This window comes from Nocardia sp. NBC_01327 (assembly GCF_035958815.1).
Lineage (GTDB): Bacteria > Actinomycetota > Actinomycetes > Mycobacteriales > Mycobacteriaceae > Nocardia.
In genome coordinates this window covers 125,834-140,476 of sequence record NZ_CP108383.1, presented here as the reverse complement: position 1 = coordinate 140,476, position 14,643 = coordinate 125,834, and the positions used below count along the sequence as shown (strand labels likewise).

General features: G+C 67.7%; 16 protein-coding genes. 8 read left to right on the top strand and 8 right to left on the bottom strand.

Annotation, left to right across the window (positions count from 1 at the left end):
• Positions 1-7: 7 nt before the first annotated feature.
• The 5 genes from OG326_RS00620 (at position 8) to OG326_RS00600 (ending at position 4,506) form a co-directional block, all read left to right on the top strand.
• The gene (locus OG326_RS00620) at positions 8-1,129 is read left to right on the top strand and encodes a hypothetical protein (RefSeq protein WP_327142678.1); all 1,122 of its coding nucleotides are present in this window, start codon (positions 8-10) and stop codon (positions 1,127-1,129) included.
• A gap of 178 nt (positions 1,130-1,307) precedes the next feature.
• Complete coding sequence (locus tag OG326_RS00615) at positions 1,308-2,108, top strand: SDR family NAD(P)-dependent oxidoreductase (RefSeq protein ID WP_327142677.1); 801 nt, start codon at positions 1,308-1,310, stop codon at positions 2,106-2,108.
• Between the two features lie 8 nt (positions 2,109-2,116).
• Positions 2,117-2,662, top strand: a complete 546-nt coding sequence (gene pyrE / locus OG326_RS00610) for an orotate phosphoribosyltransferase (RefSeq protein ID WP_297623653.1) — start codon at positions 2,117-2,119, stop codon at positions 2,660-2,662.
• A gap of 84 nt (positions 2,663-2,746) precedes the next feature.
• Positions 2,747-3,805, top strand: coding sequence for a beta-ketoacyl-ACP synthase III (locus OG326_RS00605; protein WP_327142676.1), 1,059 nt, complete (start codon positions 2,747-2,749; stop codon positions 3,803-3,805).
• 14 nt (positions 3,806-3,819) lie between these two features.
• Complete coding sequence (locus tag OG326_RS00600; RefSeq protein WP_327142675.1) at positions 3,820-4,506, top strand: lysoplasmalogenase; 687 nt, start codon at positions 3,820-3,822, stop codon at positions 4,504-4,506.
• Positions 4,507-4,743: 237 nt separating this feature from the next.
• On the opposite strand, the gene OG326_RS00595 is transcribed toward OG326_RS00600, so the two are convergent.
• The 6 genes from OG326_RS00595 to OG326_RS00570 form a co-directional block, all read right to left on the bottom strand.
• Positions 4,744-5,865, bottom strand: a complete 1,122-nt coding sequence (locus OG326_RS00595; protein ID WP_327142674.1) for a phosphotransferase enzyme family protein — start codon at positions 5,863-5,865, stop codon at positions 4,744-4,746.
• Complete coding sequence (locus OG326_RS00590; RefSeq protein ID WP_327142673.1) at positions 5,852-7,201, bottom strand: purine-cytosine permease family protein; 1,350 nt, start codon at positions 7,199-7,201, stop codon at positions 5,852-5,854. The genes OG326_RS00595 and OG326_RS00590 overlap by 14 nt, the downstream gene beginning before the upstream one ends.
• A 175-nt stretch (positions 7,202-7,376) precedes the next feature.
• Positions 7,377-7,823 carry a hypothetical protein gene (locus OG326_RS00585; RefSeq protein WP_327142672.1) on the bottom strand — a complete coding sequence of 149 codons (447 nt, stop codon included), beginning with the start codon at positions 7,821-7,823 and terminating at the stop codon, positions 7,377-7,379.
• A 75-nt stretch (positions 7,824-7,898) separates the two neighbouring features.
• Complete coding sequence (locus OG326_RS00580) at positions 7,899-8,477, bottom strand: Uma2 family endonuclease (RefSeq protein ID WP_327142671.1); 579 nt, start codon at positions 8,475-8,477, stop codon at positions 7,899-7,901.
• A 79-nt stretch (positions 8,478-8,556) separates the two neighbouring features.
• Positions 8,557-9,231 (bottom strand): response regulator transcription factor, encoded by a 675-nt coding sequence (locus OG326_RS00575; RefSeq protein ID WP_327142670.1) that lies wholly within the window; start codon positions 9,229-9,231, stop codon positions 8,557-8,559.
• 103 nt (positions 9,232-9,334) lie between these two features.
• Positions 9,335-10,726 carry a sensor histidine kinase gene (locus OG326_RS00570; RefSeq protein ID WP_327142669.1) on the bottom strand — a complete coding sequence of 464 codons (1,392 nt, stop codon included), beginning with the start codon at positions 10,724-10,726 and terminating at the stop codon, positions 9,335-9,337.
• Positions 10,727-10,868: 142 nt separating this feature from the next.
• Here OG326_RS00570 and OG326_RS00565 point away from each other — a divergent pair, with 142 nt between their 5' ends.
• The 3 genes from OG326_RS00565 to OG326_RS00555 are packed head-to-tail and all read left to right on the top strand — an operon-like array spanning position 10,869 to position 13,111.
• Positions 10,869-11,195, top strand: coding sequence for a DUF4190 domain-containing protein (locus tag OG326_RS00565; RefSeq protein ID WP_327142668.1), 327 nt, complete (start codon positions 10,869-10,871; stop codon positions 11,193-11,195).
• Between the two features lie 44 nt (positions 11,196-11,239).
• The gene (locus tag OG326_RS00560; protein WP_327142667.1) at positions 11,240-11,923 is read left to right on the top strand and encodes a TrmH family RNA methyltransferase; all 684 of its coding nucleotides are present in this window, start codon (positions 11,240-11,242) and stop codon (positions 11,921-11,923) included.
• A 45-nt stretch (positions 11,924-11,968) separates the two neighbouring features.
• Positions 11,969-13,111, top strand: coding sequence for a glycoside hydrolase family 76 protein (locus tag OG326_RS00555; protein ID WP_327142666.1), 1,143 nt, complete (start codon positions 11,969-11,971; stop codon positions 13,109-13,111).
• Between the two features lie 53 nt (positions 13,112-13,164).
• On the opposite strand, the gene OG326_RS00550 is transcribed toward OG326_RS00555, so the two are convergent.
• Both OG326_RS00550 and OG326_RS00545 read right to left on the bottom strand, forming a co-directional pair.
• The gene (locus OG326_RS00550) at positions 13,165-13,848 is read right to left on the bottom strand and encodes a DedA family protein (protein ID WP_327146309.1); all 684 of its coding nucleotides are present in this window, start codon (positions 13,846-13,848) and stop codon (positions 13,165-13,167) included.
• Positions 13,849-13,882: 34 nt separating this feature from the next.
• On the bottom strand, positions 13,883-14,572 hold the full coding sequence (locus OG326_RS00545) for a DedA family protein (protein WP_327146308.1): 690 nt from the start codon (positions 14,570-14,572) through the stop codon (positions 13,883-13,885).
• Positions 14,573-14,643: the final 71 nt, after the last annotated feature.

Genomic DNA, 14,643 nt, shown 5'->3' with positions numbered 1-14,643 from the left:
GGCGGCGATGACGGCTATATGGTTCGGGTTGGCGGCGATCGCGCTGGTGGGTGCGATCGTGCTGCTCTATTTCGATCGGCTGCAACGGCAGCGCACGGGACATGTGCGACAGGTCTGGGCGAAATCCCAGGGCTACACCTATGTCTCGGTGGAACCGGCGCTGGCCTCCACCTGGCGGCGCGGCGCGCTCGCCAAACTCGGCTACCTGTCCGCGGTGGATGTGGTGTCCGGCAACCGCAAGGGCGAGAAGTTCGTGCTCTTCGATCTGGAGGACGCCGCCACCCTGGTCGCGGTGCGCCGCCAGATCGGCTCGGACATCGATATCGACCTGCGCCTGAAGACGGCTGCCCCGCCCAAGGACCACGATCTGGAACTCCTTGGCGCCATTGGTGATCGGGTCGTGTTCGCCACGAATCCGGATATCGCCAGGCATGCCGTGGATCAGCGCATGGTGGCGTTCATCGAATCGCTGCCCGATACCGTGCAGCAGCTGTGGAGTGAGGGCAACTGGACCCTCGGCATGCTGCATGTGGCCTCCGTGTCCAAGGACTGGGAGATGGCCATCGACGCGGTGCTGCGGCTGTCCGGGCTGCTGCACGTGCTGCCGCCGGTCATCAGCTCCGAGCGCGGTCGCGACGAACTTCCGGAACCCGGTCGCTCGCACCCGGTTCCGGAGGACGAGGACTACGACGGTTACGACGAGGACGGCGATTACGACCGCCCCGCCGCCCGCCCGGCCCGCGCCGGCGAACCGGACGACGAGGACGAGTACAGCCCGCTGCTGAACGATATCGCCGGCGAGGAATCCGAGTCCGAGTCCGAGAACTGGCGTCCCGCACTGAAAGTCGTGCCGGATCCGCGTAATCGCCCGCGCCGCAACTGGCCGCCCGCGCCCGAGGCGGAAGGCGAGTGGTCCGACGAGGACGAGCAGGGCCGCCCCCGCCGCCCGCTGGTCGGTGACGACGACTGGCACGAGTCCGAATCCGGTGACTGGCACGAGGACGAGTCCGAAGAACTCCGCGACGAAGAACCCGAAGAGGGCTGGCGCAAGGATCAGGGCCGCAGCGCTCCGCCCGGCGGCCCCTTCCATCCCGGCTTCCGGCCGTTCCAGGGACCCGCTCCCCGGTGAGTCGCCACGCCCCGGTCGAAGACCGGGGCGTTTTCGTGCGTGTATTCGCCGCGCGGAAAGCCAGGAGGGACCACAATGGGTCCGCAGTCCCGGTCATCGCCGACCGTGCCCATATCGTGCGAGTGACGGGTTGTCGATGACCGAGAGCTCTCCTGATGCTCATGTAGATGACGCCGCGATGAGCGCCGCGCGTTTGCCCGGTGCGCATCGCCCGGTGGCATTGGTCACCGGGCCGACGTCCGGTATCGGTCAGGCGTACGCGCTGCGGCTCGCGGCCCTCGGCTACGACCTGGTGCTGGTGGCGCGTGACGAAGCGCGGCTCGCGACACTCGCACACGATGTCGAGGTCCGGTTCGGGGCGCGTGCTCAGGTACTGCCGGCCGATCTGGCGCTCGCGAAGGATCGGGATCGGGTGGCCGCCCGGCTGGGTGAGGGCGTCCAATTCCTGGTCAACAATGCGGGATTCGATATGTCCGGTGAGTTCTGGACGCTGGCGCCGGACGCCCTGCAGGCGCAATTGGATGTGAACGTCACCGCGGTCGTGCAATTGACCCGGGCGGCGGTGCCGTCCATGGTGCACGCCGCCGACGGCACGGTGGTGAATCTGGCCAGCATGGCCGGTCTGATACCCGGGAGGGGCTCGACCTATTCGGCCTCCAAGGCGTACGTCGTATCCTTCTCGCAAGGGCTGGCAGGCGGGCTGGCCGGGACCGGAGTCCGGGTGCAGGCATTGTGCCCGGGGTTCGTCCGCACCGAATTCCACGAACGGGCCGGAATCGATATGGGCTCGCTGCCGCGACCACTGTGGCTGACCGTGGACGAGGTGGTGGCGGGCTCACTGGCCGATCTGGAGAAGAACCGGGTGATCAGCGTGCCCGGCGCGCAGTACAAAGCGATCGCCGCGGTCGCCGGACTGATCCCGCGGTCCCTGGTGACCCGCCTGAATCGTGGCCTTTTCAACGCACGCGGAAGGACATAGACACAGCAATGCAGGTAACGACGACCGACCGGGACAGACTGGCCGAACTGGTGCGCGCACTCGCTGTCGTGCACGGCAAGGTCACCCTGTCCTCGGGCAAGGAAGCCGACTACTACGTGGACCTGCGGCGCGCCACCCTGCACCACGAGGCGGCGCCGCTCATCGGCAAACTGCTGCGTGAGCTCGTGGCGGACTGGGACTTCGAGGCTGTCGGCGGGCTCACCATGGGTGCCGATCCGGTGGCGGCCGCGGTGCTGCACGCGCCGGGCCGGCCCGTCAATGCGTTCGTGGTCCGCAAGGCCGCCAAAACGCACGGCATGCAGCGGCAGATCGAGGGTCCCGACATCGTGGGCAAGCGCGTACTGGTGGTGGAGGACACCACGACCACCGGTAACTCGCCGGTCACCGCGGTGCGCGCACTGCGTGATGCCGGCGCCATCGTGGTCGGTGTGGCGACCGTCGTGGATCGGGAAACCGGGGCCGATGGCGTGATCGCGGCTGAAGGACTGGAGTATCGGTCCATTCTCGGGCTGAAGGATCTGGCTCTGGGCTGATTCGGTGCCCTGGGTTAGCCTGAGTGCTGGTTTTCTGTCCGACAACGTTGTCGAACTGGTTGTGAAGGGTCGTGTGAGTCACCTGTGGTGAGCATTGCAATCAACAAGGGTCATCAGAATGTTGCGATGCTCGGCATCGGTGCCTATCGCCCCGAGCGCATCGTCAGCAACGCTGAGGTGTGCGAGCGGCTCGACTCCACTCCCGAGTGGATCTTCGACCGCACCGGCATTCACAACCGGCGCTGGATCAGTGGTGACGAGACGATTCGATCGATGTCGGTGGCGGCGGGCGAACGCGCGCTGAAGAACACCGGCATCGATCGGTCCAAGATCGGCGCCCTGGTGCTGTGCACCTCCAGCTGGCTCAAACTCACCCCGCACGGTGCGCCGAGCGTCGCCTCCGACCTGGGCATGAACGGTATCCCGGCCTTCGACCTGGTCTCCGGCTGCGGCGGCTTCTGCTACGGCCTCGGGGTGGCGACGGACATGATCCGTTCGGGCTCGGCCGAATACATTCTCGTCATCGGCGCCGAGACCATGACCGTCGGACTCGACCCGACCGATCGCGGCACCGCCATGATCTTCGGCGACGGTGCGGGCGCGGTCGTGATCGGCCCGAGCGAGGAGAACGGCATCTCCCCGACGGTGTGGGGCAGCGACGGCGAGAACGCCGAGGCCATCGCCCAGGACGTCGACTTCCTCGCGTACATGAACAAGGCGCAGGCCATGCAGGGCACCGATCCGGAGGTCGAGCCCATCGGCCGCATGTCGCTGCATATGGAGGGCCCCAAGGTCTTCCGCTGGGCCGCGGTCACGCTGCCGCGCGCGCTCTCCAGCGCCATCGAGCTGTCGGGCGTGGCCAAGGAGGACATCGAGGTGTTCGTCCCGCATCAGGCCAATGCGCGCATCAATGAGCTCATGCGCAAGAACCTCGGCCTGCCCGACGATCTGCCGATGGCCAATGACATCGAGAACACCGGCAATACCTCGGCGGCGTCGGTACCCCTCGCCATCGAGGAGATGCTGGTGACCGGTAAGGCCAAGGGCGGTCAGCTCGCACTGCTGCTCGGTTTCGGCGCGGGCCTGTCCTACGCCGGCCAGGTCGCCGTACTGCCCCCCGCCCCGGCCGAAGCCAGCTTCTGAGCCGAGATCCGCTGATGCCCAGGCCATTCCGAGCCGCGTTCGCCGGCGCCGCCGCCGTGACGGTGTTCGGCGCCGTCACCGGCCGCGACAAACTCCAGTGGGCCGCAAAGCCTTTGCTGATGCCGCTGCTGGCGGCGGATATCGCCACCAACGACGACGGCCTCGACCCGGCGGACCGCACCGTCCTACTCGGCGCCCTCGCCGCGGCGACGGTCGGCGACATCCTGCTCATCGCACCGGACGACGATCGCCGATTGATCGCGGGCGCTTCGTCTTTCGCGCTCATGCAGTCGGCCTACTCCTGGCTGTGGTGGCGCCGCGGCGCTCGCCCGCGCGCCCAGATCGCCGCCCCTCGCCTAGCCGCGTGGCTCGGCGCGGCCGCCCTCATGCGCGCCAAGGCTCCCGCGGTCGCCCTGCCGCTCACCGCGTACGGAGCCACTCTCGGCACCGCCGCCACCCTGGCGGGCGACCCCGGCCTCGCCCCCGGCGCGAAAAACATTGCAGGCCTGAACATCCCGGGCCTCGACCCGCGCAGCCGCCTAGGCCTCGGCGCTCTCCTCTTCACCCTCTCCGACGGCCTCATAGTGCTGCGCAAGATCTTCGCCCGCAGCACCCGCTCCCGCCATATCACCGAGGGCGTCATCCTCACCACCTACGCCGCCGCCCAATACCTCCTCGCCGACCCCCGCGCTCACCACTGAGCAGGCCCGGCTTCCCCCGCACCGAACAGCGCGTACCCGCACCGAACAGCGTCTATTGAGGCTGTTCGATTGAGACGGGCACTGTTCGGTAGTGCCCGCATTCACCGGACAGTGTGCGTACACACCCGCCAGCGCGTGTGCGCATCGCGCATCGCGTATCTGTGCGGTACAGCTCGTGTAGGTGTCGCACAGTGCCGGTAGGGGCTGTGCGACTGGGGGAGGGGCTGTTTGGTGGGGTTAGCGGGTTGCGGGGCGGTGGTGGAGGTGGGTGAGGAGGGGGGCGCCTTCGGTGGACCACCAGTCGGTGTGGCCTAGGAAATAGTGGTGGTAGGCGATTTCGGCGTTGGGGGGGTTGCCGGAGGGGACCACGCTGAGGAAGTAGTCGATCTCGGAGAGTTCGTATTCGGCGTGGACCAGGGGGAGAAGTGCTGGGAGGGCGCGGGATTCGGCGCTGGTGAGGGGGCGGAGGGATTCGTAGCCGTGGAGTAGGGCGTTGACCTGGTCGATCTGGGTGCGCGCGGGGCCGCCGTTGCGGAGGGAGATCCAGTCGACGGCGCAGCGCTCGAGGGCGATGGCGATGTCGTGGACGGCGGTGGTGCGGTCGCAGAGGCCGAAATCTATGACGGTGGAGGGGGTTTCGTGCTGCCAGAGCAGGTTGGTGCCGTGCCAGTCATTGTGGGTCCACCGGGGGGATACGCCGTCCAGCAGCGGGTAGAGGCGGGCGTGGAACGGGAGATGGAGCCGCTCCACGTCGGCGCGCCAGTCGCGCCCGTCCAGGAATGCGGTGAGGGCGGGGCGGGCGGCGGCCAGTTTCTCGATGGCCGCGATCGGATCGGGGGAGGAGAAGACCGTGAAGCTCCCCAGCAGCGGGCGGGGCGGCCGCGCCGGAGCGTCGTATCCGAGTGCGGCCAGGTGCACTCGGGCCAGCATGCGACCGGCGGACTCGGCCTGCGCCAGGGACTGATAGGGCGACCAGGTGAACGTTCCCCGGTACAGATCGTCGCCGACCCCCAGTTCCTGTACCTCGTAGACGAATTCGCCCATCTCTCGGGTGAGCAGTACCCGCGGGATCGGAATTCCGTTCTCCCGCAGGTGATTCATGAAGCCGTGCTCCTCGGCCAGCGCCGCCGCATCACGCAGGGTGCGGGGCAGGCGCTTGACGATGACCGCGAGCCCGCTGGCGGCGCGGACCTGCGCGGTCGCGGAAAGCGGTCGCGGACTGCGCCATTCGATGACGGCGTCCGCATCGAGCAGGGCCATGATCTCGGGCTGGGTCAGCGGTGGCCAATCGGGCGCGACCAGCGGATCCGACCCCATCCCGAAGACGCGGTCACCCCCGGCCGAATCAGACCCTGCCATCGGCCGGGGCCCTCCGCCGCTGTGCGACAACAAGAACGGCGGTCACCGCTGCGGCCACCAGCCAGGAGAACAGGGAGGCCGAGGACCACCAGCCGGGATGGAAGCCGATGCCGTCCTGCACCTTGGTCCAGAAGGTCACCCACCAGTCGATCGAGCCGGGATTGCAGAGCTGATAGACCACGAATCCGCAGAGCCACGGCAGCAGCATGAGCGGGCGGGTGGGGGCGTCCTGCGCGAGATTCCAGCCGTGCCGTCCGCTGCCGAAGAAGTAGTCGACGATCAGCACCGCGCTCAGCGGCACGAAGACGGACCCGATCAGGTAGAGGAAATTGGCGTAGCTGCTGAAGTCGTGCACCGGCAGCGCCAGCAGCGTGACGACCACGCCGACACCGAGGGTCAGCAGGCGGCGGTCCACCCGCGGCAGCAGGTTCTGGATGGACATGGCGGTCGAGTACACATTCGCGAAGGACTGATCGGCCTCGCGCAGCACCAGTACCGCGAAGAAGGCCCAGCCCGCAGTGACTCCCAGGAAGGTGTCGAAGATACGGGTGGCATCGCCGCCCGCCTGCAGAATCGCGAGGATGCCGAGCAGATAGCACCAGAACTGCGCCACCGAGTAGCCGAGCACGGTGGCCCCGGCGGCGGTACGCGCCGACCGCGAGTGCCGGGTGTAGTCGGCGGCCAGCGGTACGAACGACACCGATACCGCGAGGGTGGTGTCCACCGCCGGGAAGAATCCACTCCAGCTGGTGCCCGCGACCTCCGGAATCGGTTGCCGCAGTAGCTGAATCGTGAAGTAGATGAGCGCGATGCCCACCGCCACGGCCACATACTTGCGCAGGATGTGCATGACGCGCAGCGGCCAGATGGCCATGGCGGTGGAGAGTGCGCCACCCGCCACGATCACCAGCGCGTGCGGAACATGATCGTGCGTGAGCGCAGAGACACCGAGCGCGATGACGGTGAGTTCGTACACGCCCCAGCCGATGCACTGCACGATATTGGCGGCCGTCGGCAGGTAGGAGAGCCTGGTGCCGAAGAGTCCGCGCAGCACCGCCATGGCGGGCGCGCCGGTGCGGGTGCCGACGGCTCCGGTGCCGGCGACCATGGCGATACCGGCCACGGTGCCCACCAGGGTGGCCAGCAACGCGCCCGCGATCGGCAGCGGGGGATGCCCGGTGGGGAACAGGACGTAGGCCGCGCCGCTGAACCCGATGAGGCTGACGCCGAGATTCAGCCAGAAGGCCGCCTGGTCACTGAAGCTCAGCGTGCGCGGCGGCTCGGTATCGAGCAGCAGCGGCGCTTCCTGGCGGTCGGGCGGTGTAGCGGTGGTCATGATCGGTGATGCTACGGGGCGGGTCGGGCAAAACGGGCAGCTAGCCGCCCTCTCGGGCGGGACACCGCCCGCCATCCGGCCGTGGCCCGCCCGCTGTCCCGCCTGGCCCGCTCGTCATCCCGGCGTGCTTTCGGCCGGGATCCACACCGTCCTCAGCGCCACCGCTCGGTCGCTCTCACAGGCACAGCATGATGCGGTCGCGGTTGCGCGGATCGACGCGGATCGAAAGTATGCCGCCCACTGCGATTCTCGGCTGCACCACCGGTTCGACATCGAAGACGATGCTGCCGTGATAGGTCTCCGACCCCGGCACCACCAGTTCCAGATCGAGTGCGGTGAGCTCGGTGCAGTGGTCGGTGCGACTGAGCGGGTACACGCCCTCGATGGTCGCCCAGCCCTCCAGGCCGTAGCGTTTGAGCCGGCGATCCTGGCGAGAGGGCTGCTGCGCCAGCAGCATTCCGAGGCCGAGGAAGGTGCCGAACAGGCCGACCAGCACGACAATCTGCAGCGGTACGGTGCCGGGCGGAGTCAGCGGCTCGAGCCAGGCCAGCCAGATGCAGAGTGAGACGACATATGCGGCCGTCACGCCGAGCACAGTGCGAAAAATACGCGCGTGGTCCATCGAGACCCTCCAACCACGGCTTCCGGGACTCCAGGATAGTCCCGAATCTCCGTCCGCGTAGCGGATCGGGCGAGGTCAGGCTGTTGTGCGCAGTGCGGTGAGTGCATCCAGATCGAGCGGGAGGACGATGCCGTCGAGCTCGAGGGTCACCTGTCCCGAATACTCACCGGTCGGTTCGTAGCGGCCGTCGCGCAGCCGATACGTGAACAGTCGCACCGACCCTTCGGTATCGAGCAGCCAGTAGTGCTCGATACCGCTCTCCGCGTACTCCGCGAATTTCATGACCCGATCCGTGCGCCGCGAGCCCGGCGAGACGATCTCTATGGCGGCCAAGACATCCGGGGGCAGTACCCGGGTGGCGTGCGCCGCACCCGCCTCACCGCCCACCACCAGCACATCGGGCACGCGGACGGTCGCCGGATGCGCCTGTTCGATAACCAATTCGATGCGGGCCAGTGCCGCGACCCGCCTGGGTAGCGCGGGTTCCAATTGGGCCGCCAGCCGCCACACCGCCAGCTGATGCCGGGGCGGCTGCGGCGCCAGCACCAGTACCCCGTCGACCAGTTCGCGGCAGCGCCCGCGCTGCTCCTCGGGGAACGCCGACCACTCGGCCAGCGTCAACAGGTGATCAGGCCAGGACTCAACAGCTTTCATTGTTTCCGCCAGCGCTACCGCAGGACTCGACCGACGCATTCCGCCAGTCTTTCACGCCCGGCAACCCCGCAGCGACGTTTCACCCCTTCAATCGCAGAACCGCCAGCACCCGCCGATGATGCAGATCCGACGGCGGCAACTCCAGCTTGGTGAAGATATTGCCGATGTGCTTCTCCACCGCCCGCTCGGTCACCGTGAGCGCCTGCGCCAGCGCGGAATTGGACAGGCCCTGCGCCATCAGTTCCAGCACCTCGCGCTCGCGCGGGGTGAGCCGGGCCAGCGAATCCTGTTGCCGGGCCGCACCCATCAGCTGACTCACCACCTCCGGATCGAGCGCGGTGCCGCCGGTCGCGACCCGCTGCAGGGCATCCACGAAATCACCGATATCGGCCACCCGATCCTTGAGCAGATAGCCCACCCCGCCCGCACCGGCGGCGAGAAGTTCCGTGGCATAGCGCGTTTCGATCCACTGCGAGAAGACCAGCACCCCTATTTCGGGATGACTGCGGCGCAGCGCGAGCGCCGCCAGCAAACCCTCGTCGGTGAAGCTCGGCGGCATGCGCACATCCACCACCGCCACATCGGGACGGTGCGCACCCACGGCCGCCGCCAGCCCGTCCGCGTCACCCACCGCCGCGACCACCGCATGACCACGCTCGGTGAGCAGCGCGGTCAGCCCATCACGCAGAATCCCATTGTCCTCGGCGATCACCACCCGCAACGGCACAGGCCCGGCGCCCGCGGTGCCGTTCATGCGGTGCTCGGGCGCTCGGTGCGATCACGGTCGGGGGCCGGAGCGCATGGCCCGGCTATCGCTTCGTCGCGGCGGTCCGCTCGTGTGACGCGTGCAGACGCCTTCACTGTGGGCCGGCCAAGGGCAGGACCAGTGTCACGACGGTGGGACCGCCGCCGGGGCTGTCCACGGTCAGGGTGCCGTCGACCGAGCGGGCGCGGGCGGCCAGGCCCGAAAGCCCGCCCGCAACAGCGGCTTCCCCGTGACCGGTGGCCGGTTGCAGCGCACCGCCTTGGCCGTTGTCGCGCACACTCACCATCAGCGCGTCCGTGCCGGTGGGCAGGACTGCCACCCAGATCCGATTCGCACCAGCGTGTTTCACCACATTGGTGAGTAGTTCGGCCACCGAGAAGTAGGCGATGGCCTCGATGGCGGGGCTGGGGCGCACCGGCAGCAGCACCCGCAGTTCCACCGGTATCGCGCACCGGGCGGCCAGGGTTTCCAGGGCCGCCTCCAGGCCCAGATCCAGTGCGGGCGGGTGGATGCCGCGCACCAGTTCGCGCAATTCGGTCAGCGCCTCCTTGGAGCCGGTGCGGGCCTGGGCGATGAGTTCACCGGCGTCACCGCCCGTGGCCAGCCGTTCCTCGGCGCGGCCGAGCATCATGGCAATGCTGACCAGTCGCGCCTGGGTGCCGTCGTGCAGATCGCGTTCCAGCCGGCGCAGGGTGGCGGCGGAATCGTCGACCGCCGCGCGGCGACTCTCCTGCAGTTCGACCAGCCGGCGGTCCCGGGCGGTGGGCGTGAGCAGCCACTGCCCCAGCAGCCGGTGCAGCACGCAGACGCCGCGGATCAGCCACGGCAGCAGGAAGCAGCCGAGCACACCCAGCGCCGAGAAGGCGAGCACGCGCGGCCAGGTATCCACGAAGTACTGGTTGAACTGCATGAGCGAATGGTGTTCCACCCCATCGGCATCCACATTCGTGGGATGGAACAGCGCCCACGGAACGGGGGAGAGCGCCAGGAATCCCGTCATGGCGACGACCATCAGCGTCAGATAGCCGACCCCGATGCCGAGCACGCATTCGAAGGCCAGGAAAAGTACTGCGCGCCACGAGGTTCGATCGGTGAACGCGCCGCGCAGCCAGCCCCAGATGCCGGGCTGGAAGGTGAACGGGGGCGGCTCCGGCAGCGGCGTACCCAGCAGCAGCGCGGACAGCACCCGGTAGATCCGGCCCCAGATCCGCCCGCCGAGGATCACACAGGCCATCAGCGGAATGCCGATCAGGACGATGAACGCGTACAGGCTGCCCGCGAATCCGAAGGCCAGATAGACCGCGCCGAGGCAGCCGAGCCCGAAGACGATGATCAGATAGGCGAATTCCTTCCAGGTGCGCGCCCGGAACGGTGCCACCAGGAAGGTGCGCAGCATGGCGGCCGGATCGGGGCGCGGCGGCGGCGCGGGTTCCGGATCGGGCATATCGAGCACGATAGTGGGGAAGGCTGCCGTATCGCTCATACCCTCATCGTGGCTGGCGGCGGGCGCCGAGCACGAGCGAGCAGACCCGTCGATCCGGGGTGTGGCCAGCACGACCATCGTGCGATTTGTCGCGCTCCGGCATGAATCGTCGTTCCGGGATACCGCGAAATACCATGGTGCGGTGAGCTATCCGCCTTACGGCTACCAGGGTTATCCCGGTTACCCCCTCCGGCCGCCGGATCACCCGCAGGCGACGACGGTCATGGTGCTCGGGATCATCAGCCTGGTCGGCGGCTTCCTGTGCCTGGTCCCCCTGCTGCTCGGCCCGGTCGCGTGGGTCATGGGTCATAGGGCGCGCCGGGAGGTGGAGCTTTCGGGCGGCATGCTGGGCGGGCGTGGCAATCTGCTGGCCGGAATGATCTGCGGGATCGTCGCGACCGCGATCCTCTGCCTGGCGGTCCTGGTCTACGGCGGGATCATTCTGTTCGCGATCATCGGCAGCCACTGACGGGCCGGGCAGGTACGCCCTGACCTGTCATTACGATGACGCAGGTGAGTTCACGCCCGACAGCCGACGAATCGCTCGCCCCCGGTCCCACCGAATGGGGTGAGCATCCGCACGGGGTCGGACCGTGGCGCGAGGAATACGGCACCGAACCACCGGAGGATCCGCGCCTGGACCCGGAGTTGCTCGCACACGGCGACCGCCGCAATGTGGTGGACGCCTACCGCTATTGGGCCCGCGAGGCCATCATCGCCGATATCGACAGCCGCCGGCATCCCTTCCACGTGGCCATCGAGAACTTCGGCCACGACGCGAATATCGGCACGGTCGTGCGCACCGCCAATGCCTTCGGCGCGGCCGCCGTGCACATTGTCGGCCGCAAGCGCTGGAACCGCCGCGGGGCCATGGTCACCGACCGCTACCAGCACATCCACCATCACGCCGATACCGCCGAACTGCTGAAATTCGCCGCGTCCGAAGGCCTGACCGTGGTCGCGGTCGACAATGTCCCCGGTTCGGTCCCGCTGGAAACCGCTCGGCTGCCCCGCAATTGCCTGCTGCTCTTCGGTCAGGAGGGCCCGGGAGTCACCGATGCCGCACGTGACGCCGCCGTCCTGACCGTGTCGATCGCGCAGTTCGGTTCCACCCGGAGCATCAATGCGGGCGTGGCCGCGGGCATCGCCATGCATGCCTGGATCAGAGAGCATGCGGATCTGTCACACGCCTGGTAACAAATCAGCCACGAAACCGGGCGTGCGGCTGGCACTATTTGTCCTATGACTTCGCGGACCGGACGCAATATCGAGCCGACCGCTGCGCTCTGGTCGGAGCGTGCCGATCTGGCCGAGTCGGCGATCGTTTCGCGGCATCTGAGAACGCTGTGGGCGGTGCCGGGCACCGCGCTCGGGGTGGTGGGGTGGCCGGCCACCAAACGCGAACGCGGCTTCGCGAACTGGCACTACTGGTGGCAGGCGCATCTGGTGGACTGCGCGGTGGATGCGGCCAATCGGGCGCCGACCCCGGTGCGGCAGCGCCGGATCTGGTCGATCGCGCACGGGATGCGGATGCGCAATCTCACCGGCTGGACCAATAACTACTACGACGATATGGCCTGGCTGACAATCTCTTTGGAGCGTGCCGAGCGCACCCAGCAGGTCACCGAGGTCCGCGGCGCGCTGATCGCGCTGGACAAGGAGCTGTACAACGGCTTCGAGCCGGAGTTCGGTGCGGTGCCCTGGCGCAGGAACTCCGATTTCTTCAATGCTCCCGCGAACGGCCCGGTCGGTATCGCGATGGCCCGGCTCGGCCGCTACGCCCGCGCCCAGGAGATCTCCGACTGGCTCGACAACACCCTGCGCGACAAGGAAACCGGCCTCATCTTCGATGGCGTCCATCTGCCCTCGGGTGAGGTCGAGCGTCCCGTCTACAGCTACTGCCAGGGCGTGGTGCTCGGCCTGGAAACCGAACTCGCCGTGCGCACCGGGGAACCCCGGCACGTCGAGCGCGCGGTGCGCCTGCTCGCCGCGATCGAGGAGCATATGGTCGGCGGCGGCGTGGTCATCGGCGGCGGGGGCGGGGACGGCGGCCTGTTCAACGGCATTCTCGTGCGCTACCTGGCGCTCATGGCGGTGATGCTGCCCGGTGAGGAGAGTGCACAGGTCAACGCGCGCCGCACCGCGGCCGCCATCGTGCGCAATTCCGCGACGGCCGCCTGGGAGAACCGCCTGGAGGTGGAGGGCGACCCGCTCTTCGGCCCGGACTGGCGATTACCGGCCCGACTACCCGCGGTATCGGGTGCGGGCCGCTTCGAAGGGGGATCGGTCTCCGCCTCGCGCACCCCCGAACGCGATCTGTCGGTTCAGCTTTCGGGCTGGAAGCTCATGGAGGCGGCGCACACCGTCTCGGCCGCCGGACTCTGACTCGAACCCCGTCATCCCGGCGTGTTTGCGGCCGGGATCAACAGCGTGGAACGTCAGATATTCTTCCGCCGCACCTCGGGCGGTACCGTCTCGCATTCGCTGTCGAGGTCGAAATCCTCGACCGGCCGCGACATTTCGGCCCGGTACTGGCGGACGCCGACGAGGGTGCCCAGAATCAGGCCGACCACGAGCGTCCCGATCACGGCGGGCATCAGCCAGGACACCTGCTCCAGGAAGCTGCCGGCGTAGTAGCCGACCAGTAGCAGCACCGGCGCCCAGATGATCGCGCCGATGGTGGAGGCGATCGTGTACTTGCGGTGATCCATATCCGCGGCCCCGGCGACCATGGGGCACAGCGTGCGCACCCACGGGATCCAGCGCGCCACCAGGACGGCCAGGAACCCGTGCCGGTGCAGTAGTTCGGCCACCCGCCCGAGATTGCGGGTATTGATGTATTTGCCGTTCTTACGCGCCACCAGATGATGCCCGGTGCGCTGTCCGACCACATAGCCGACCTGATTGCCCGCGATCGCGGCGATCATGGTGCCGACCGCCAGCGCCCAGATGTGCAATTGGCCGCTGGCCTGCGAGGCCAGCACGACACCCGCGGTGATGAGCATCGAATCTCCGGGCAGGAACAGCCCGATGATGAACGCGCACTCCAGGAAAACGAAGGTGAGGACAACAGTCCACACCAGCACCGGCCCGGCCGTCTCGAGCGGTCCGAAGCCGCTCATGGCGAGGGTTAGTGGGGTGGTCGACACCGATGGCTCAGTGGGTCGGCTCGTTCGACGTGGCGGCCAGCTCCGGCGCCGCGCCACGATTGCGCAGGTTCTTCACCACGGTGACGATGCCCGGCAGGATCGAGACGAGCACGATGAGCAGGAAGATGGCCTCAACGTTCTTACGGATGAATTCGACATTGCCCAGGAAGTAGCCGAGCACGGTGACGCCGCCACCCCAGAGGATCGCGCCGACGATGTCGAAGGTGACGAACTTGCGGTACTCCATCTTCGAGACACCGGCCAGCACCGGCATGAACGTGCGCACGATGGGCACGAAGCGGGCCAGGATGATGGTCTTCGGGCCGTGCTTCTCGAAGAACTCGTGGGTCTCGGTGACATACCGCTTCTTGAAGAAGCGACTGTCCTCCTTCTGGAACAGCGCGGGGCCGATGGCCCTGCCTATCCAGTAACCGGACTGGTCGCCGAGGAACGCGATCACGATGACCGAGAACAGCAGCACCCAGAAATTGACCGGCGGATTCGACTGCGCGGACAGCAGACCGCCAGTGAACAACAGCGAATCGCCGGGCAGGATCGGGAACAGCAGCCCTGTCTCGATGAAAACAATCACCAAGATCGCCGGGAGCACCGCGTGCTTCATCCAGGTATCCGTTAGGAGATGCATGGGATCGAGAATCGCGGGCAGGGCGGCGTTGGTCGTCACGGCATCTGACAAGGCCAGCAAGGTCACGGCGACCACCCTACCGGTGAATGCGGTCTGCCACAGAATGTCGCACAGCGTGCTCT